The 19009-nt window shown below is 72.0% G+C and carries 18 protein-coding genes and 1 pseudogene; 4 read left to right on the forward strand and 15 right to left on the reverse strand.

Annotated elements, in window-relative coordinates; genetic code table 11:
* A partial coding sequence (locus AB8Z36_RS07215) for a helix-turn-helix domain-containing protein (RefSeq protein WP_369212352.1) occupies nucleotides 1-974 on the reverse strand: 974 nt, incomplete at its 3' end.
* 193 nt (nucleotides 975-1167) lie between these two features.
* Here AB8Z36_RS07215 and AB8Z36_RS07220 point away from each other — a divergent pair.
* Complete coding sequence (locus AB8Z36_RS07220) at nucleotides 1168-1698, forward strand: DUF4232 domain-containing protein (protein ID WP_369212353.1); 531 nt, start codon at nucleotides 1168-1170, stop codon at nucleotides 1696-1698.
* A 6-nt stretch (nucleotides 1699-1704) separates the two neighbouring features.
* On the opposite strand, the gene AB8Z36_RS07225 is transcribed toward AB8Z36_RS07220, so the two are convergent.
* The 7 genes from AB8Z36_RS07225 to AB8Z36_RS07255 form a co-directional block, all read right to left on the reverse strand.
* The gene (locus AB8Z36_RS07225) at nucleotides 1705-2685 is read right to left on the reverse strand and encodes a zinc-binding dehydrogenase (RefSeq protein ID WP_369212354.1); all 981 of its coding nucleotides are present in this window, start codon (nucleotides 2683-2685) and stop codon (nucleotides 1705-1707) included.
* An 86-nt stretch (nucleotides 2686-2771) separates the two neighbouring features.
* Nucleotides 2772-3770, reverse strand: coding sequence for a porphobilinogen synthase (gene hemB, locus AB8Z36_RS07230; RefSeq protein WP_369212355.1), 999 nt, complete (start codon nucleotides 3768-3770; stop codon nucleotides 2772-2774).
* A gap of 78 nt (nucleotides 3771-3848) precedes the next feature.
* Complete coding sequence (locus AB8Z36_RS07235; protein WP_369212356.1) at nucleotides 3849-5507, reverse strand: uroporphyrinogen-III synthase; 1659 nt, start codon at nucleotides 5505-5507, stop codon at nucleotides 3849-3851.
* Nucleotides 5504-6502 carry a hydroxymethylbilane synthase gene (gene hemC / locus AB8Z36_RS07240; RefSeq protein WP_369212357.1) on the reverse strand — a complete coding sequence of 333 codons (999 nt, stop codon included), beginning with the start codon at nucleotides 6500-6502 and terminating at the stop codon, nucleotides 5504-5506. Before hemC ends, AB8Z36_RS07235 begins: the two co-directional genes overlap by 4 nt.
* A complete protein-coding gene (locus tag AB8Z36_RS07245; protein ID WP_369212358.1) occupies nucleotides 6499-8205 on the reverse strand; it encodes a glutamyl-tRNA reductase in 1707 nt (568 codons plus the stop codon). Before AB8Z36_RS07245 ends, hemC begins: the two co-directional genes overlap by 4 nt.
* Nucleotides 8202-8957, reverse strand: a complete 756-nt coding sequence (locus AB8Z36_RS07250; protein ID WP_369212359.1) for a redox-sensing transcriptional repressor Rex — start codon at nucleotides 8955-8957, stop codon at nucleotides 8202-8204. The genes AB8Z36_RS07245 and AB8Z36_RS07250 overlap by 4 nt, the downstream gene beginning before the upstream one ends.
* A 442-nt stretch (nucleotides 8958-9399) precedes the next feature.
* Nucleotides 9400-9678, reverse strand: coding sequence for a glutaredoxin family protein (locus tag AB8Z36_RS07255; protein WP_369212360.1), 279 nt, complete (start codon nucleotides 9676-9678; stop codon nucleotides 9400-9402).
* Nucleotides 9679-9816: 138 nt separating this feature from the next.
* On the opposite strand from AB8Z36_RS07255, the gene AB8Z36_RS07260 reads away from it, so the two are divergent.
* From AB8Z36_RS07260 to AB8Z36_RS07270, 3 genes are all read left to right on the forward strand, one after another.
* Nucleotides 9817-10761: an HAD family hydrolase gene (locus tag AB8Z36_RS07260; protein WP_369212361.1), complete on the forward strand. Its 945-nt coding sequence runs from the start codon at nucleotides 9817-9819 to the stop codon at nucleotides 10759-10761.
* A 357-nt stretch (nucleotides 10762-11118) separates the two neighbouring features.
* On the forward strand, nucleotides 11119-11913 hold the full coding sequence (locus tag AB8Z36_RS07265; protein WP_369212362.1) for an ECF subfamily RNA polymerase sigma factor, BldN family: 795 nt from the start codon (nucleotides 11119-11121) through the stop codon (nucleotides 11911-11913).
* 290 nt (nucleotides 11914-12203) lie between these two features.
* Nucleotides 12204-13439, forward strand: a complete 1236-nt coding sequence (locus tag AB8Z36_RS07270; RefSeq protein ID WP_369212363.1) for a DUF5667 domain-containing protein — start codon at nucleotides 12204-12206, stop codon at nucleotides 13437-13439.
* 114 nt (nucleotides 13440-13553) lie between these two features.
* Here AB8Z36_RS07270 and AB8Z36_RS07275 read toward each other — a convergent pair whose 3' ends face one another.
* The 7 genes and pseudogenes from AB8Z36_RS07275 to AB8Z36_RS07305 all read right to left on the reverse strand — a co-directional run.
* On the reverse strand, nucleotides 13554-14603 hold the full coding sequence (locus AB8Z36_RS07275) for a lysophospholipid acyltransferase family protein (RefSeq protein WP_369212364.1): 1050 nt from the start codon (nucleotides 14601-14603) through the stop codon (nucleotides 13554-13556).
* Between the two features lie 14 nt (nucleotides 14604-14617).
* Nucleotides 14618-15667: an NAD-dependent epimerase/dehydratase family protein gene (locus AB8Z36_RS07280; RefSeq protein ID WP_369212365.1), complete on the reverse strand. Its 1050-nt coding sequence runs from the start codon at nucleotides 15665-15667 to the stop codon at nucleotides 14618-14620.
* A 247-nt stretch (nucleotides 15668-15914) separates the two neighbouring features.
* Nucleotides 15915-16013 (reverse strand): 30S ribosomal protein bS22, encoded by a 99-nt coding sequence (locus AB8Z36_RS07285; protein WP_003948845.1) that lies wholly within the window; start codon nucleotides 16011-16013, stop codon nucleotides 15915-15917.
* A 148-nt stretch (nucleotides 16014-16161) separates the two neighbouring features.
* Nucleotides 16162-16371, reverse strand: a complete 210-nt coding sequence (locus AB8Z36_RS07290) for a helix-turn-helix domain-containing protein (RefSeq protein ID WP_062770509.1) — start codon at nucleotides 16369-16371, stop codon at nucleotides 16162-16164.
* A gap of 132 nt (nucleotides 16372-16503) precedes the next feature.
* Nucleotides 16504-17319 (reverse strand): phosphatase, encoded by an 816-nt coding sequence (locus AB8Z36_RS07295; protein WP_369212366.1) that lies wholly within the window; start codon nucleotides 17317-17319, stop codon nucleotides 16504-16506.
* A gap of 129 nt (nucleotides 17320-17448) precedes the next feature.
* Complete coding sequence (locus AB8Z36_RS07300) at nucleotides 17449-18624, reverse strand: acetoin utilization protein AcuC (RefSeq protein WP_369212367.1); 1176 nt, start codon at nucleotides 18622-18624, stop codon at nucleotides 17449-17451.
* Nucleotides 18575-18949 (reverse strand): annotated as a pseudogene (locus tag AB8Z36_RS07305) (MFS transporter); the annotation flags it as partial. The gene AB8Z36_RS07300 and the pseudogene AB8Z36_RS07305, both read right to left, overlap by 50 nt.
* Nucleotides 18950-19009 lie beyond the last annotated feature (60 nt).

Genomic DNA, 19009 nt, shown 5'->3' on the forward strand with positions numbered 1-19009 from the left:
AGGTAGGGGTGGCCGCACGGGGCGTCCCAGTACTGCGGCTGGGTGGAGACGGKCCCMRGGGCGGCGCTGCCCCGGTCCGCGCCGGTGCCGCCGCCCTTGGCACCGTCGCCGGTGCCGGGAGTCCCGCTCCCGCCCTCGTCCTTCTCCTCCCGGCTCTCCGGCTTCGCCGAGTTTGAGGCCGCCTCGCCGGGCTTGTCCTTGCCGGACTTCTTCTCCGCCTTGCCCGAGGGCGAGGCGGAACCGGTGCCGTCCGGGGCCCGCGATCCCTCACCGCCGTGCGCGCTCGGGGACGCGGCCGCCGCGCGGTCGCGGTCTCCGCCGCCGGACGCGGCCTGGACGGCGACGGCGGTGGTGCCGAGCGCGAGAACGGCACCGGCGGCGACGAGCACCCGCGCCCTCGACGGCCGTCTCCGCCTCCGGCCGGCCGCTGCCGCGGGGGCCGGGCCGATCACGAAGTCGGGCGCGTCGTCGGGCCGCGCGGCATCGGACCGGCCGTCCACGGCATCGGCGGGGGGCTCGGTGTCGGCGGCGGGCTCGGTGTCGGCGGCCGTGTCGGTGTCGGCATCAGGCGCGGCTTCAGCGGCCGTGTCGGCGTCGGCATCAGGCGCGGCATCGGCAGCGGGCCCGGCGGTGTCCGCATCTGCGTCGGCGCCAGCTGACGCGGCGGACAGCGTGCCGGGCGGTGCGGGCGCGGGCGATGCGGGCGCGGGCTCCTTGCGGTCGCCCCTCGACGCGTCGGCCAGGATCCACCGCCGGTGGGCCTCGACCATCTCCTCCCGCGAGGCACCGCACACCCGGGCGAGCCGCTCCAGCGGAGCGAACTCCGTCGGTACGGCCGACCCGTTCACATAGCGGTGCAGCGTCGAGGTCGACATGTGCAGTCGCTTGGCCAGCGACCCGTAACTGAGCCCCGACCTCTCCTTCAGCTCTCGCAGCAACTCCGCGAGATCGCCCGCCCCCACACTTACTCCCATCCCAGCCGATCGTTCCACGGAACGCCATCGCCGCAGCTCACAGCCGTACGAACGTCCCAGCGTCCCCCACTGCCGTCCCGCACTGGCCGCCGGGACAGAACCCCTCACAAGCTGTGGGCCATACAAGCACGCCGTGCCCGGCGGCCCGTCGGCGCGGCTCGCGTCGTCCTCGTCACACCGAAAGAGACCAGCCATGCGACTCGTCACCAAGGCCGCGGCCACCGCCGCCGTCACCGCCGCCCTCTCGCTCACCGCGCTCGGCGGAACCGCGGAGGCCACGGCCCCCGCCGCCAAGGCCGCCGCCCCTGTCACCTGCACGGCCGCGAACACCAAGGTCACCGTGAAGAAGGTCGACCGGCCGCTGAACCACCTGCTCCTGACCGCCAAGAACACGGGCACGAAGACGTGCTTCGCGTACGGCGCCCCGTACCTCCGTTTCGACCAGGCCCAGTCCTCGGTTCCGTGGCTGAAGGACAGCATGCCGCAGGCGGTCGTCACCCTTGAGCCCGGCGAGAAGGCCTACGCGGCCATCGGCACGTCCTCCCCCGAGGGCTCGCACGGACGCCAGGCCCGCGAGCTGGGCGTCCACTTCGCCAAGCGCGCCATGAACGGCAGTGTGGGCCGCCCCGCGTCGCCCAAGCTCCCGCGGGGCGGTGTGTACGTGGACAGCTCGGCGTTCGTCACGTACTGGCAGACGTCGGCGTCGACCGCGCTGATCTGGTGACGCGGCTCAGGGGATGAGGACGACCTTGCCCGTCGTCTCCCTGCGCTCCATCGCCGCGTGCGCCCTGGCCACCTCCGCCAGCGGGAACGCCTGCCAGGCGGGCACCAGGTCGCCCTTGGCAGCGGCGGCCAGGGCCTCGCGCTCGCGGGCGGGGCCGTCCTCGGGGTGAGCGAGGAGTTCGAGGAGGGCGTTGACGTGGGTGACGCCGCGCTCGGCGAGCAGCTCGGGGCCCGGCTCGAAGGCCTCCTGCGAGGCCCAGCCGATGACGACGTACCGTCCTTGGTCGCCGAGCAGCTCGAAGGCGGCCGCGGCCTTCCCGCCGCCGACGCCGTCCAGGACGGCCGTGACGGGGCGCCCGCCGCCGAGCCGCTCGCGCACGGTCTCCTGCCAGCCGGGGCGGTTGTAGTCGACGGCGACGTCGGCGCCGAGCGCCCGTACCGCCCCGGTCTTGGCGGGGCCGCCCGCCGCGCCGACGACCGTGGCGCCGAGGGCGTGCGCGTACTGCACGACGAGCCGTCCGACGCCACCGGCCGCGGAGGTCACGAGGACGACGTCGTCGGGGCGGAGCCGGGCGATGCCGAGCAGACCCATGGTGGTGGCCCCCGTCATGACCATGGTGACGGCGTCCTCGAAGCCGAGGCCGTCCGGCACCGCGTGCAGGCCGTCCACGTCGGCGACGGTCAGCTCGGCGTAGCCGCCGGTGGTGCCGTGCGAGGTGACGACGGAGCGGCCGAGCCAGGACGGGTCGACACCGGGGCCGACCGCGTCGACGACGCCCGCGGCCTCGCCGCCGAGGACGGCGGGCAGCCCGGGCAGCGGCGGCGCCTTGTCCGACGCCTCGCCGGCCCGCATCACGGTCTCGACGAAGTGCGCCCCCGCGGCCCGTACGGCGATCCGCACCTGTCCCGGGCCCGCGACGGGGTCGGGCCGGTTCTCGTAGCGGAGATTTCCGGCCGGACCGAACTCATGCAGAACAACGGCGTGCACGGCGTCCTCCTCGGACTGGGTGGCGACGGACCGGCCTCACCGGTCCGTCCGTGCACACCACCCTGCGACCTCGACCAATGTTGAGGTCAACCCGCGCGGAGCTGCCGGGCCACCTCGGTCGCCCAGTACGTGAGGATCATGTTCGCGCCCGCGCGCTTGATGCCCGTGAGGGCCTCCATGATCGCCTTGTCGCGGTCGATCCAGCCCCGCTCGGCGGCGGCCTCGATCATCGCGTACTCGCCGCTGATCTGGTACGCGGCCACCGGCACGTCGACCGCGTCGGCGACCTTCGCGAGGATGTCGAGGTAGGGACCGGCCGGCTTCACCATCACCATGTCCGCGCCCTCCTCCAGGTCGAGCGCGAGCTCCCGCAGGGACTCCCGGGCGTTGGCCGGGTCCTGCTGGTAGGTCTTGCGGTCGCCCTTGAGCGAGGAGCCGACGGCCTCACGGAAGGGGCCGAAGAAGGCGGAGGAGTACTTCACGGAGTACGCGAGGACCGACACGTCCTCGTGGCCCGCCTGGTCGAGGGCGTCCCTGATGACACCCACCTGGCCGTCCATCATGCCGCTCGGGCCCACCACATGGGCGCCCGCGTCGGCCTGGACCTGCGCCATCTCCGCGTACCGCTCCAGGGTCGCGTCGTTGTCCACGCGGCCCTCGGCGTCGAGGACACCGCAGTGCCCGTGGTCGGTGAACTCGTCCAGGCACAGGTCGGACATGACGATGAGGTCGTCGCCGACCTCGGCCCGCACGTCCCGCAGCGCGACCTGGAGGATTCCGTCGGGGTCGGTGCCCACCGTGCCCGCGGCGTCCTTCTTCGACTCCTCGGGGACGCCGAAGAGCATGATCCCGGAGACCCCGGCCTCGACCGCCTCGACGGCCGCCTTCTTGAGGGTGTCCCGGGTGTGCTGGTAGACGCCGGGCATGGACCCGATCGCCACCGGGGCGCTGATCCCCTCCCGCACAAAGGCGGGCAGGATCAGATCGGCCGGATGCAGCCGCGTCTCGGCGACCATCCGCCGCATGGCCGGCGTCGTCCGCAGCCGCCTGGGCCGCGACCCGGGGAAAGACCCGTACTTCGTCACTGACTTCACCTGGATTCGTACTGCTTGCGATGTATCGCTGCTGGCGTGGGCGGGCGGGATGCGCCCGCCCACCCGAACCTACGGCGCCGCGCGCCGCCGCCGCGAACCGGGCCGCCGCTCGCTCGGCCGTGTCACCGGGTCACCGGCCTCAAGGGCCGCGGCGCGCCGCTGCGAACCGAACTGGGCGAGGGCCTCGGCCAGCTTGTGGACCGAGGGCTCGGGAGCCATCACGTCCACCCGGAGCCCGTGCTCCTCGGCCGTCTTGGCCGTGGCCGGGCCGATGCACGCGATCACCGTGACGTTGTGCGGCTTGCCCGCGATGCCGACCAGGTTGCGGACCGTGGAGGAGGAGGTGAAGAGCACGGCGTCGAAGCCGCCGCCCTTGATCGCCTCCCGCGTCTCGGCCGGCGGCGGCGAGGCGCGCACCGTCCGGTAGGCGGTCACGTCGTCGACCTCCCAGCCGAGGTCGATCAGACCCGCCACCAGCGTCTCGGTGGCGATGTCGGCCCGCGGCAGGAAAACCCGGTCGATCGGGTCGAAGACCGGGTCGTACGGCGGCCAGTCCTCCAGGAGCCCCGCGGCCGACTGCTCGCCGCTCGGCACCAGGTCCGGCTTGACGCCGAAGGCGATCAGCGCGGCGGCGGTCTGCTCGCCGACGGCCGCGACCTTGATCCCGGCGAAGGCACGCGCGTCGAGCCCGTACTCCTCGAACTTCTCGCGCACCGCCTTGACGGCGTTCACCGAGGTGAAGGCGATCCACTCGTACCGCCCGGTGACGAGGCCCTTGACGGCGCGTTCCATCTGCTGGGGCGTGCGTGGCGGCTCGACCGCGATGGTCGGCACCTCGTGCGGCACGGCACCGTAGGAACGCAGCTGGTCGGAGAGCGAGGCCGCCTGCTCCTTCGTACGCGGTACGAGCACCCGCCAGCCGAAGAGCGGCTTCGACTCGAACCACGACAGCTGGTCGCGCTGGGCGGCCGAGGAACGCTCGCCGACCACGGCTATCACCGGCCTGCCGCCCTCGGGCGAGGGCAGCACCTTGGCCTGCTTGAAGACCTGCGCGATGGTGCCGAGCGTGGCGTTCCAGGTGCGCTGGCGGGTCGTCGTGCCCGCGACCGTCACGGTCAGCGGGGTGTCGGGCTTGCGGCCCGCGGCCACCAGCTCGCCCGCCGCCGCGGCCACGGAGTCGAGCGCCGTCGAGACCACCACGGTGCCGTCGGACGCGCCGACCTCGCTCCAGCAGCGGTCGGACGCCGTCCGCGCGTCGATGAACCGCACGTCGGTGCCCTGCGCGTCCCGCAGCGGCACACCGGCGTACGCGGGCACGCCGACGGCCGCCGCGATGCCGGGGACGACCTCGAAGGGGATGCCCTCGGCGGCGCAGGCGAGCATCTCCTCGGCCGCGTACGTGTCGAGGCCGGGGTCGCCGCTGACCGCACGCACGACCCGCCTGCCGCCCCTCGCGGCCTCCATGACAAGATTGGCGGCGGCTCGGAAAGTCGCCGTGTCAGGGGCTGCTGACATGTCGTCAGTCGCCGTCGGCAGGGGTGTGTCCACACCTCCCCTGGCGTGCACACGGACGACGTCGAGCACATCCGGCTCGGCGATCAGCACTTCCGCTCGGGTCAGCGCCTCGACGGCGCGCAGGGTCAGCAGTCCCGGATCTCCGGGTCCGGCACCCAGGAAGGTGACGTGCCCGTGTGCGGGAAGGCCGGGAAGGTTCGAGGTGGGGCTCAAAGTGCTCGCTCCCCCATCAGACCGGCCGCGCCCTTGGCGAGCATCTCGGCCGCGAGTTCGCGGCCCAGCGCCATGGCTTGGGTCTCCGTCGCAGGCACGGGACCGGTGGTGGACAGCTGCACCAGCGTCGAGCCGTCGGTCGTGCCGACGACGCCGCGCAGGCGCATTTCCTTGACAATCTGTTCGTCGGCCGTGGGGGTCTCCCCTGCTCGAACGGGGTCGAGAGCTGGGGGAAGGTCGGCCAGCGCGCCCACGGGGGCGCTGCAACCGGCTTCCAGGGCGGCGAGCAGGGAACGCTCGGCGGTCACGGCGACCCGGGTGTACGGGTCGTCGAGCCCGGCGAGCGCGGCGGCGAGTGACGCGTTGTGCGCGGCGCACTCGATCGCCAGTGCCCCCTGGCCGGGGGCGGGCAGAACGGTGTCGACCGACAGGAAGTCGGTCACCTCGTCGGTCCTGCCGACGCGGCTCAGTCCGGCGGCGGCGAGCACGACGGCGTCGAGCTCCCCCTTGTGCACGTATCCGATGCGGGTGTCGATGTTCCCGCGGATCGGCACGGTCTCTATGGTCATGCCGTGGCTGCGCGCGTAGGCGTTGAGCTGCGCCATGCGGCGCGGCGAACCGGTGCCGACCCGGGCGCCCGCGGGCAGCTCGGGGAAGGTCAGGCCGTCGCGCGCGACCAGGATGTCGCGCGGGTCCTCGCGGACCGGCACGGCGGCGAGCACGAGCTCCTCGGGCTGCGCGGTGGGCAGGTCCTTGAGCGAGTGCACGGCGAAGTCGACCTCGCCGCGGACGAGCGCCTCGCGCAGGGCGGCGACGAAGACGCCGGTGCCGCCGATCTGCGCCAGGTGCTCGCGGGAGATGTCCCCGTACGTGGTGATCTCCACCAGCTCGACGGGCCGCCCCGTCAACCGCCGCACGGCGTCGGCAACGTGGCCCGACTGGGCCATGGCCAGCATGCTGCGCCTGGTCCCGAGCCTGAGAGCCCTCTCGGTCATGCCCGGCCTCTATTCGGGTCGTCGTTCTCGTTGTTCGTGCGGTCCGCCCTGCTGACCAGCGCGACCGTCTGCGGGTCGAGGTCGAAGAGCGTCCGCAGCGCGTCCGCGTACCCGGCGCCGCCGGGCTCGCCCGCGAGCTGCTTCACCCGCACCGTCGGCGCGTGCAGCAGCTTGTCCACGACGCGGCGCACGGTCTGCGTGATCTCGGCGCGCTGCTTGTCCTCAAGACCGGGCAGCCGCCCTTCGAGCCGGGCCATCTCGCCCGCCACCACGTCGGCGGCCATGGTGCGCAGGGCGACCACGGTCGGCGTGATGTGCGCGGCGCGCTGCGCGGCGCCGAAGGCGGCGACCTCGTCGGAGACGATGCTCCGCACCTGCTCGACGTCGGCGGCCATCGGCGCGTCGGCCGATGCCTCGGCGAGGGACTCGATGTCGACGAGCCGCACGCCCGGGATCCGGTGCACGGCGGCGTCGATGTCACGGGGCATGGCGAGGTCGAGCAGGGCAAGCACGGCCGGGCGGGCCGCGGCGGCCGACGGGGACGGGCAGCGCCGCTCGGGCAGCCGGCCCGTGCGGTTCGCGGCGGCCACGAGCGCGGCGATGGCCTCGGCCTCGGCCTGCGGATCGGGGGCCGCGGCCTCGCGCCGCCCGGCCGGGGCGTTGTCCACCCAGGCGCCGTGCTGCTCCAGGGAGGCGGCGTCCATTCCGGCGACTGCGGCCTCACCGGCCACGGAGAAGCCGCGGGCGGTGGAGAGGTCGAAGGGGCAGGGCTCCTCGCCGGTGTCCAGGGGGCGCTGGGCCGTGCCCGCGGAACCGCTCCTGGACTGCGCGGGCACCTCGCCGAGGCGTGCTTCGGCGGGCACCCGGCCCGCGACGGCGGCCGACACCACGTCGCCGGTCAGCACCAGGCCCGTCGCGCCCGTGCAGGAGACGGCCACATCTGCACGTGTCAGTTCGTCCGCCACGGCGTCCATGGGGACGGCGCGGACCGTCACACCGGTACCGCCGGTCTCGCCGAGGATCTCCGCGAGCCGCTCGGCCCGCTCCAGGGTGCGGTTGGCGACCACGACCTCCGCGACCCCGGCGCGCGCGAGCGTCGCGGCGGCGAGCGAGGACATGGAGCCCGCGCCGATCACCACGGCGCGCTTGCCCCTGGCCCACTCCCCGACCGGCTCGCGCACGGCGAGCTGTTCGAGGCCGAAGGTGACCAGCGACTGCCCGGCCCGGTCGATGCCGGTCTCGGAGTGCGCGCGCTTGCCGACCCGGAGGGCCTGCTGGAAGAGGTCGTTGAGCAGCCGGCCCGCGGTGTGCAGCTCCTGGGCGCGCGCGAGGGTGTCCTTGATCTGCCCGAGGATCTGCCCCTCGCCGACGACCATCGAGTCGAGCCCGCACGCCACCGAGAACAGGTGGTGGACGGCGCGGTCCTCGTAGTGGACGTACAGATAAGGGGTGAGCTCCTCCAGGCCCACACCGCTGTGCTGCGCGAGCAGCGTCGACAGCTCGGCCACGCCCGCGTGGAACTTGTCGACGTCCGCGTACAGCTCGATGCGGTTGCAGGTGGCGAGCACGGCCGCCTCGGTGGCGGGCTCGGCTGCGAGGGTGTCCTGCAGGAGCTTGGCCTGCGCGTCCGCGTTCAGCGCGGCACGCTCAAGGACGCTCACCGGGGCGCTGCGATGGCTCAGCCCCACGACCAGGAGACTCATGCCGGCATCACGGCGGGGACGTCCCCGTCGGGTCCCTTGCGGTGCTGCTTGGCGGCGACGGGCGGCACGACGTCGTCGGACGCCGCGTCCTCGCCGGCCTTGCGCTGCTCGTGGAAGGCGAGGATCTGCAGCTCGATGGAGAGATCGACCTTGCGCACGTCGACGCCGTCCGGCACGGAGAGGACGGTCGGCGCGAAGTTCAGGATGGAGGTCACACCGGCGGCGACGAGCCGCTCGCAGACCTGCTGGGCGGCGCCCGCCGGGGTCGCGATGACGCCGATCGAGACGCCGTTGTCCTCGATGATCTTCTCGAGGTCGTCGGTGTGCTGCACGGGCATGCCGGCCACGGGCTTTCCGGCCATTGCCGGATCGGCGTCTATCAGCGCCGCGACACGGAAACCACGCGAGGCGAAGCCGCCGTAGTTGGCCAGGGCGGCGCCGAGGTTGCCGATGCCGACGATGACAACCGGCCAGTCCTGGGTCAGACCGAGCTCGCGGGAGATCTGGTACACGAGATACTCGACGTCGTAGCCGACGCCGCGCGTCCCGTAGGAACCGAGGTAGGAGAAGTCCTTGCGCAGCTTCGCGGAGTTGACCCCCGCGGCGGCCGCGAGCTCCTCGGAGGAGACCGTGGGCACCGAGCGCTCCGACAGTGCGGTCAGAGCGCGGAGGTACAGCGGAAGCCTGGCGACGGTGGCCTCGGGAATTCCTCGGCTGCGGGTCGCCGGTCGGTGAGTTCGGCCAGTTGCCACGGTGCTCCTGCGGGTAGAGCGGGGCTGTAGGCGGTCACTCGTCCCCAGACCGCCCCGTCGCATGCAGGCTATGCCTTTGTGAACGCGTGCACAAAGATGGTGTCCGTTTTGCCCGGCCAACGTGATGGGGGTCACGCGCCCCCGGCGCACGATCGTGGAACCGGCGCACGGGTAGTGCCGTTGCTCACCTGAAGGGGGCAAAACCGCACACACTCCTCACGATCATCACCCCCGAGAACAAAACCGCCCCAAAGCGTAGACGATTTCGCGGGTTCTTTGGACTGCCCGGTCAGTAACCGACCGCCCGGCGGCGATGGCGTGCTACCTCGGGCGGCGGTGGCGCACCGCCCCCGACGGCGCCGCCGACCCGGCCCGGGAGGTGCGCACGCGCCGCCCGCGGCGAGGGCCGCGCACTACCCCTGGCGGCGATCGCGCACCGCCGTCATCCGGCCAGTTCCCTGCGGAGCCGCGCCTCGTCCACCCGCCAGAAGGTGTGCTGCTCCCCGTCGACGAGGACCACGGGAATCTGCTCCCAGTACGCCCGGTGCAGCTCCTCGTCCCGCGTGATGTCCTTCTTCTCCCACGCGGCGCCGACCTCCGCGCAGACCTTCTCGATCACCCGCTGTGCGTCATCACACAGATGGCAGCCCGGCTTACCGATCAGGGTCACCGTGCGCTCCGCGGGCTTCTTCTTCTCCGTACGACGAAAAATCGGGCTCATGCCGCCATTCTCGCCCCGGCGCCCGAGCCCGGCGGGCGCCCCGTACGGGCACCCCTTAACGGCCCGGTAGCGGAGAGTTCACGGCACCCGCATCCCGCCGACTCCGGAACCACCTGCCGGACTGGCTATGCTCACGGCATGGCCGCTCTCGGATGGCTCACCCCCCGTAGGCGCTCCGCCACGGCGCGGAGCGTGTTGGCAGGCGAGGCCTCGGCTGAGGCAGCACGCAAGTCCTCCCAGGAACTGGAGGAACTCGCGGGGCGCGCCGCGCCCGACGAGGCCCCGGCGGAACCCGCCTTCCCCGTCGCCGGCGACGACAAGGCCGCCGCCTTCTTCGATCTCGACAACACCGTGATGCAGGGCGCCGCGATCTTCCACTTCGGCCGCGGGCTCTACAAGCGGAAGTTCTTCGAGCGCCAGGAACTCTTCCGATTCGCCTGGCAGCAGGCGTGGTTCAGGCTCGCCGGCGTCGAGGACCCCGAGCACATGCAGGACGCCCGCGACAGCGCGCTCTCCATCGTCAAGGGCCACCGCGTCGCCGAGCTGATGTCCATCGGCGAGGAGATCTACGACGAGTACATGGCCGAGCGCATCTGGCCGGGCACCCGCGCCCTGGCCCAGGCCCACCTCGACGCGGGCCAGAAGGTCTGGCTCGTCACCGCCGCGCCGGTGGAGATCGCCACCGTCATCGCGGGCCGCCTCGGCCTGACCGGCGCCCTCGGCACCGTCGCCGAGTCGGTCGGCGGCGTCTACACCGGAAAGCTCGTCGGAGAGCCCCTGCACGGCCCCGCGAAGGCCGAGGCCGTCCGCGCGCTGGCCGCCGCCGAGGGGCTCGACCTGGCCCGCTGCGCCGCGTACAGCGACTCCCACAACGACATCCCGATGCTGTCGCTGGTCGGCCACCCCTACGCGATCAACCCCGACGCCAAGCTGCGCAAGCACGCCCGCGAGCGGGACTGGCGGCTGCGGGACTACCGCACGGGCCGCAAGGCCGCGAAGGTCGGCATCCCGGCCGCCGCCGGTGTCGGCGCGGTCGCGGGCGGCACGGCCGCCGCCATCGCCCTGCACCGCCGCCGCCACTGAGCCGCCGCGGCCCGGCCGCCCCCGGGGGGCACCGCCCGTCGGCGCGCATTCCCCCGGTCCTACCCCGTCCCGTTCCCCGCCAGTCACACCGGTTGGACTCGGCCACAACACGCCTCGCGTGAAGACGGAATGTGAACCGAACCGATCAACAAGTGGTCACTCTCCGGTGCTCAACCCTGCTCGTATCGGTTACAGAAGCGACGTAATCGATGATTTGAGCAACTGGGTGTAGCGCTGCCTGTACGAAGCGTTATTCTCCTCAGACGCATTACGGGCCCTCGCACGTCGCCGCTCTTCGCTACGACGGGTGAAAGGTTCGCAACTGCACGTGATGGAAGCTCTGCCTCTGGGAGTCCCGTGTACCCACACGTCGGGGTTGACGCCTCGGGCCTGGCTACGCTGCGCGCAACGGTCCTGGACCGCTTGCGCGGCTTCGTCCCCACCGCGTACGCCGTCCCCGCCGTCCCCGCCTTCGCCGTCCCCGCACCCGCCGGGCCGTGCTATGCCCTGGCGGACGGCGGTGCGGCTGTCAGCAGACGGGTCCGCTCCGGCGCCGCTGCCGCCACCGCAACGACCACCCACCGCCGCCCCGCGGCGGACAGCGACAGCGCCCGCATGATGGAGCTCGTCGAACGCGCCCAGGCCGGCGAGTCCGACGCCTTCGGCCGCCTCTACGACCAGTACAGCGACACGGTCTACCGCTACATCTATTACCGCGTGGGCGGCAAGGCGACCGCCGAGGACCTCACCAGTGAGACCTTTCTGCGCGCCCTGCGCCGCATCGGCACCTTCACCTGGCAGGGCCGCGACTTCGGCGCCTGGCTGGTCACGATCGCGCGCAACCTGGTCGCCGACCACTTCAAATCGAGCCGGTTCCGCCTCGAAGTGACCACCGGCGAGATGCTCGACGCCAACGAGGTCGAGCGCAGCCCGGAGGACTCCGTCCTGGAGTCCCTGTCGAACGCGGCCCTGCTCGAAGCCGTCCGCCGCCTCAACCCGCAGCAGCAGGAGTGCGTGACCCTGCGCTTCCTGCAAGGCCTCTCCGTCGCCGAGACCGCGCGGGTGATGGGAAAGAACGAGGGCGCGATCAAAACCCTCCAGTACCGCGCGGTGCGCACGCTCGCGCGCCTCCTCCCGGACGACGTGCGGTAGCGCTCGGTAGCCGACCGCGGCGCCCAACTCACTGTCCGTGGCGGCCAGATGGCCGCCACGGCCCCTTGGCGATTCTTCGCGGTCCGATCATCTTTCGTCCGTAACCCAAGTGCCGCGACGCTCGTTGTGCGGGATGCAGGCTCCCTGTGGTCGCCACCTGACCGTTCCCTCCGCCCCCGAGACGCGAGGGAAACGCCGCACGCTCACTCGATCGTGTGGAAGCGTTCAGGACGCGCAACCCTCAGGACCCCCTGGGGAGTCGACCGTCATGACGAGAGGAGGTGCCGCCAGTGATCGCGAACGTATCGGCCCACCGGCGGGCGAACGCCTTCGCCCAGGCTCTGGATGAACATTCCGACCAGAGCCCGGCGGCCGAGCAGTCCGAGGACTCGGCGTCCACGCCAGCGGCCGTGGAGTCCCCCGAAACCGACGCGGCCCGCGCCGAGCCGACCGAGCAGGGCCACATGCTGGCCCTGACGGAAGGCCTCGACGCGCTGCCCAAACCCGTCCTCGACCCCGAGGTCAAGGTCGTCCAGCGCGCCCAGCTCGTGGCCGCCATGGAAGCCATGTTCCTCGAGGGCGGCGCCGCGTTGCCCGAGCAGCGCACCCGCAAGGGCGCGCACCGAGCGAGCCCGCTGCACAAGCTGCGGCCACGCTCCCGTCTCTCCAAGGGCATCGCCGCCGGCGGCCTCACCGTCGGCGTCGCGGCGGGCGCCTTCGGCGGGGTGGCGGCCGCCAGCTCCGACGCCCTCCCCGGCGACTCGCTGTACGGCCTCAAGCGCGGCATGGAAGACCTCAAGCTGGGCATGGCCGACGACGACGCCGACCGGGGCCGGATCTATCTCGACCAGGCCTCCACCCGGCTGAACGAAGCCCGCAGACTGATGGAGCGGGGCCGCTCCGGCGCCCTCGACCACGAGTCCATCGGCGAGATCAGACGCGCGCTCAACGGCATGCGCTATGACGCCAGCGAGGGCCACCGCCTGCTCCACCAGGCGTTCCGGCGCGACGGATCGCTCGGCCCCATCCAGGCGCTCTCCGCCTTCTCCCGCTCGCACCGGGAGAGTTGGAGCGACCTGCAGGGCCGTCTCCCGGTGCAGCTCGGCGACATGAGCGACCAGGTGGACTCGGTCTTCGACGCCATAGAGAGCGACGTCGACCCGCTGCGGGCGCGGCTGCCCCGCGCCCCGGAGAGGGGCGGTTCGAGCGAAGGCACCTCGCAGCGCCCGTCCGGCTCCGAGGGCACGGGCCGGCACTCCTCCTCCCCCGGCAGCGGTGGCGGCGGCGGCTCCGGCAACACCCACAAGGACAGGCCCGCCTCGCCCCACCGCAGCGACGGCGACGACGTCCTCGGCGGCAGCGTCGGCGGTCTTCTCGACCCACCGGACGAGAAGACCAGCCCCGCCCCGTCGGACGGCAGGAGCAGACCGGGCAAGGACACCCCGGCCAAGCCGGACGTCACCCTGCCGCCGCTCCTGCCCGGACTCCTCCCGGAGCTCGGCATCGACGCCGACGACGCGAAGTAGCCGCCTCCTCGGGTCATACGGGAAAGGGGGGCGCCCTCAACGGGGAGGGCGCCCCCTTTCGCGTACCACCAAGATCCGCTGCGACCGCTGCGGCCTCGGCCCGCGCGGCCGTGCCTAGAAGAACACCGACCGCCGCTGCACGAGCAGCTTGTAGAGCGAGTGCTGGATCTGCTCGCGCACCTGGTCCGTGAGGTTGAACATCAGCATCGGATCGTCCGCCGCCTCCACCGGATAGCCGTCCGTCGGGATCGGCTCGCCGAACTGGATCGTCCACTTCGTCGGCAGCGGCACCGCGCCCAGCGGCCCGAGCCAGGGGAACGTGGGCGTGATCGGGAAGTACGGAATGCCGAGCACCCGCGCCAGCGTCTTCGCGTTGCCGATCATCGGGTAGATCTCCTCGGCGCCCACGATCGAGCACGGCACGATCGGCGCCCCCGCCCGCAGGGCCGTCGAGACGAAGCCGCCCCGGCCGAACCGCTGGAGCTTGTAGCGCTCGCTGAAGGGCTTCCCGATGCCCTTGAACCCCTCCGGCATCACCCCGACCAGTTCGCCCCGCTCCAGGAGCCGCGCGGCGTCCTCGGCGCACGCCAGGGTGTGCCCCGCCTTGCGGGCCAGTTCATTGATCACCGGGAGCATGAAGACGAGGTCGGCGGCGAGCAGCCGCAGATGCCGTCCCTGCGGATGGTTGTCGTGCACCGCGACCTGCATCATCAGGCCGTCGAGCGGCAGCGTCCCGGAGTGGTTGGCGACGATCAGCGCGCCGCCCTCGGACGGGATGTTCTCGACACCCTTCACCTCCACCCGGAAGTACTTCTCGTAGAAGGGGCGGAGCACGGACATCAGGACCTGGTCGGTGAGCTCCTCGTCGTAACCGAAGTCGTCGACCTCGTACTCACCGGTCAGCCGGCGCCGCAGGAAGGCGAGGCCGCCCGCGATCCGGCGGTCGAGGCCGCCGCCTCCCTGCCCGGGCCCCCGCCGCGCCGGCGCGGGGCGCTCGGCGGCCACCGGCTCCGCTCCCTCCGGTTCCTTGCCGGGCAGCGTCTTGACCTCGCTCACCGCCGCGGGATCGTTCTTGCGCCGGGGCACGAGCCTGCGGCGCGGGGCGCGCTGCGCTGCCCCGCGCGACCGGTCGTCGTCGAACGGAATGACCTTGGCGTCCGCCATCGTTGACGCTCTCCTCAGTTGGCGCTCTTGTTGCCGCCCGCGAAGGGCAGCGCGGCGATCCGGTCCACGGCCCCCGCGAGGGCACCCGGCGGCAGCAGCCCGGGACCACGGCTGCGCACGAAGTCCGCGAAGGCCTCCGCGGTGGTGTACTTCGGCTCGAATCCCAGTGTCTCGCGCATCTGCCGGGTGGCCACGACCCTGCCGTGGGTCAGCAGCCGGAGCTGCTCCGGCGAGAAGTCCGTCATGCCCGTGGTGCGCAGCGCCTGGCCGACCCAGGTGACGGCCGGCAGGAGCACCGGCACGGTGGGGCGGCCGAGCCGCCGTGAGCACTGGGAGAGCAGCAGCAGTCCGTCGCCCGCGATGTTGAAGGTGCCGCTGTTGAGCGTCCCGCGCCTCGGCTCGTGCGAGGCAAGGCGGAGCACCTCGACCGCGTCGTCCTCGTGGACGAACTGGAGGCGCGGGTCGTAGCCGAACACGGTCGGCAGCACGGGCAGCGAGAAGTACTCGGCGAGCGGGGAGTCGGCCGTGGGCCCGAGGATGTTGGCGAAGCGCAGCACGCAGACCGCGACATCGGGGCGGCGCCGCGCGAAGCCGCGCACATAGCCCTCGACCTCGACGGTGTCCTTGGCGAAGCCACCGCTCGGCAGCGACTTCGGCACCGTGGTCTCGGTGAAGACCGCCGGGTCCTTGGACGCCGAGCCGTACACGCTGGTGCTGGACTTGACCACGAGCCGCTTCACCGTCGGCGACTTCTGGCAGGCGCCGAGGAGCTGCATGGTGCCGATGACGTTGGTCTCCTTGACCGAGCCCCGGCTGCCGCTGCCGAGCGCGGTCGCGGTGACGTCCATGTGGACGACCGTGTCCACGCCGTACTCGGCGAACACCTTGGCTATCGCGGGCTGCCGGATGTCGGCCCGTACGAAATCGGCGCCGCCCAGATGGTGCTCGGGCGGTACCGCGTCGACGGCGATCACCCGGTCCACCTCGGGATCGCGCTGGACGCGCCGGACGAACCGTCCGCCCAGCTGTCGGGCCACTCCGGTCACGAGCACGACCTTGCCCAAGATCAGCGCCTGCCTTTCCCCAGCCCTCGCCGTGCACAGTCTGTGTCCCGGCCCACGCTAGCGGGTCCGTGTTGCGCTGTGATGACCGTGCGCAGCGGGAAGTGACGACGGACACAGGAGCCAGTACGGACCAACCGCCCGGCGCTCAAACACCCGGCCTCCCGGGTACCGCGTACGGTCCCGGACATGCCGAAGCCCTTCCGCCAAAAATGACGGAAGGGCTTCGAACGCGCTGTACAGCAGTCGCTTACTTCTTGTTGCGACGCTGAACGCGAGTGCGCTTCAGCAGCTTGCGGTGCTTCTTCTTGGCCATCCGCTTACGCCGCTTCTTGATAACAGAGCCCACGACTACCCTCGCTCACTTCTCTTCACTCGGTGCGGGGCAGCAGACTGGGCCCACACGACCTACGTCGGCCTAGCCTACCCGTCCCGGCGTGAGGGAGGTAATCGAGGGGCAATGGGCCCTGCGACCAGGGGCCCGGAGGCCCCTGCGCTCAGCCTGCCTCGACCCCCACATAGGACTCGCGGAGGTATTCGTGCACCGCCTGCTCCGGGACCCGGAAGGACCTTCCGACCCGGATGGCGGGCAGATGACCGCTGTGCACCAAGCGGTACACGGTCATCTTGGACACTCGCATCACCGAGGCGACTTCCGCCACGGTCAGGAACTGAACCTCGTTCAGCGGCCTCTGGTTCTCAGCCATGACACCCCACCTGAACCTTCCGCACATGACGGGCACCGGCTTCCCCTTCCGGTGACTCTTCGTCGCTGCGCGCTCACTCCCCAGACTAGGGGCGGATGGGGCGAGTGGGGAAGAGGAGCAGCCATCGGCCGCCTACTGTGACAGACACGCTCGATTGAGTACATAGCGAGTAAGCGGTCGGTAGTAATCAGACCGCACAGCGTCATCAAGCGGAACGACGACGGACACCCGCCCCTCGGCCTCTCCGACGAACAGCGCGGGATCGTCCGTATCCGCCAGACCGATCGCCTCAAACCCCAGCTGACCTGCTCCGCAGACCCATCCATGGTCTCCCACGACAAGCCCGGGAAGCGGTCCGCCGCCCTCCGCCGCGGCGTCCAGAACCGCTCGAACCGGGAGTGGTGAGTGGGTGTGTGCGCCGGTCTCACTCCCCGTCGGCCGCGCGCCGGGTTCGCGCACCAGCGCGACTCCTTGTACGTAGTCAAGGTTGTACGTGCGTAGGCCGAACCGGGTCGTTATGTCGACACTGTTGCCCTGCGCGGGGGTGAGGACGGTGCATCCGGCCGCCGACAGGGCGTCCGCCAAAGCGGCGTAGAACCCGAGCAGCCGGTGCGGGTGACCCGTCCCGAAGAGTACGGGCAACCGCCTTCGCGCGGCCTCCGCGAGCCGTTCCGCGAAGGCGTCGAGCGCCGTCAGGGTCCGTTCCGGATCGATGACGTCGGTGCCGCTGGTGTGCCCGGGGTCGGCGGACACCCCGCACCTGTCGGCCATGAGGCCCAGCAGATCGACCGGCCCCCAGCGCCACTCGGGATCGAGCCCGAGGAGTATCCGCGGGTCCCTGGCCGCGAAGAGCCGGTAACTCCGCAGGCTCTTCTCCCGGGGAGTGGCCACGGGCCCGGCCAACCGGGCCGCCAACAGATGCGCACGCAGGGCGCCGGTGCTCAACACGCTGCCGATGCTGGCGCATCGACGACCCACGGTCCCCCAAAACCGCAAAAACCCCCCACAGTTGGGCTAACGCGGGCACAATTCGGCTCGCGCATGGGCCCGGGGCACCACTTACGCGGCTCGCCCCTCCTACGGCAACAGCCCCCGCAGCGGAAACGCCGCCCGGCGAGCGGCGAGCACCGCCTGGTCGAGCCGGTCGGCCGGGTCATAACCCGCCTCCCAGTCCTGCCAGCCCACGGGCCACCGCCCGTCCGTCATCCGCCCCGGCGCCAACTGCCGCGTACGGGCGTAGGCTTCCTGCCGCCAGGCCTCCGGAATCGTCGCCTCCGGCTCCACGGGCCGCCCGGCGGCGATGCCGACGAGGTGCGTCCAGGACCGCGGCACGACGTCCACCACCGCATATCCCCCGCCGCCCAGCGCGACCCAGCGCCCGTCGGTGTGCTCATGAGCCAGCTCGTGACAGGCGACCTGCACGGCCCGCTGCGCGTCGAGCGACACGGCGAGGTGCGCCAGGGGGTCCTCGAAGTGCGTGTCGGCCCCGTGCTGGGTGACGAGGACCTGCGGCCGGAACTCCGCGAGCAGCTCGGGCACCACGGCGTGGAAGGCCCGCAGCCAGCCGGCGTCCCCGGTGCCCGCGGGCAGTGCCACGTTCACCGCCGAGCCCTCGGCCTTTCCGCTCGCGCCCGTCTCCTCCGGCCAGCCGGTCTGCGGGAACAGCGTGCGGGGGTGCTCGTGCAGCGAGACCGTGAGGACCCGGGGGTCCTCCCAGAACGCGGCCTGCACCCCGTCCCCGTGGTGCACATCGACGTCCACATACGCCACGCGCTCCGCGCCCAGCTCCAGGAGGCGCGCGATCGCCAGTGCCGCGTCGTTGTAGATGCAGAAGCCCGAGGCGCCGCCCGGCATGGCGTGGTGCAGTCCGCCCGCGAAATTGACCGCGTGCAGGGCCTCGCCGCGCCAGACCGCCTCGGCCGCCCCCACGGACTGCCCCGCGATCAGCGCCGACACCTCGTGCATCCCCGCGAAGGCGGGGTCGTCCTCGGTCCCGAGTCCATACTCTCCGCGCGCGGAAGCGGGGTCGGCGGAGGCCGCCTTGACCGCCGCCACATAGTCCTCGCGGTGCACGAGGCGCAGCGTGGAGTCACCGGCCCGCTTGGCCGCGACCACATCAAGATCCTTGTCGAGCCCGAAGGCACCGACGAGACTTCGGGTCAGACCGAGCCTGACCGGGTCCATGGGGTGACCCGAGCCGAAGTCATAACCCGTTACTGCCTCGTCCCACATCAGCTGTGCGCGGCCGCTCATGTCCGTCACCGTATCGGTCCGGTCCCGGGGCGAAGGAACGGGCATACAAGACGGTCACGAGCACCAACACCATGGGAACGAGCATCGCGCCCCGGTAGTTCCACGCGTCCCCGAGTCCCCCGACCAAGGGCGAACCGATCAAAAAACCCACATAGTTGAAAACGTTCAGTCGCGCGATGGCGGCGTCCGAAGCCCCGGACCCGTGCTCGTCGAAGGCGAGCCTGCCCGCCGCCGCGAACGTCTGCGGAACGATCACGCACAGCCCGAGTCCGACCACCGTGAACCCCGCGACCCCCGTCCAGGCCCCGGGCGCCACCGCCACGACGGGCATACAAGACGGTCACGAGCACCAACACCATGGGAACGAGCATCGCGCCCCGGTAGT

The sequence above is a fragment of the Streptomyces flavofungini genome, assembly GCF_041028215.1.
GTDB classification, from domain to species: Bacteria; Actinomycetota; Actinomycetes; order Streptomycetales; family Streptomycetaceae; genus Streptomyces; species Streptomyces flavofungini_B.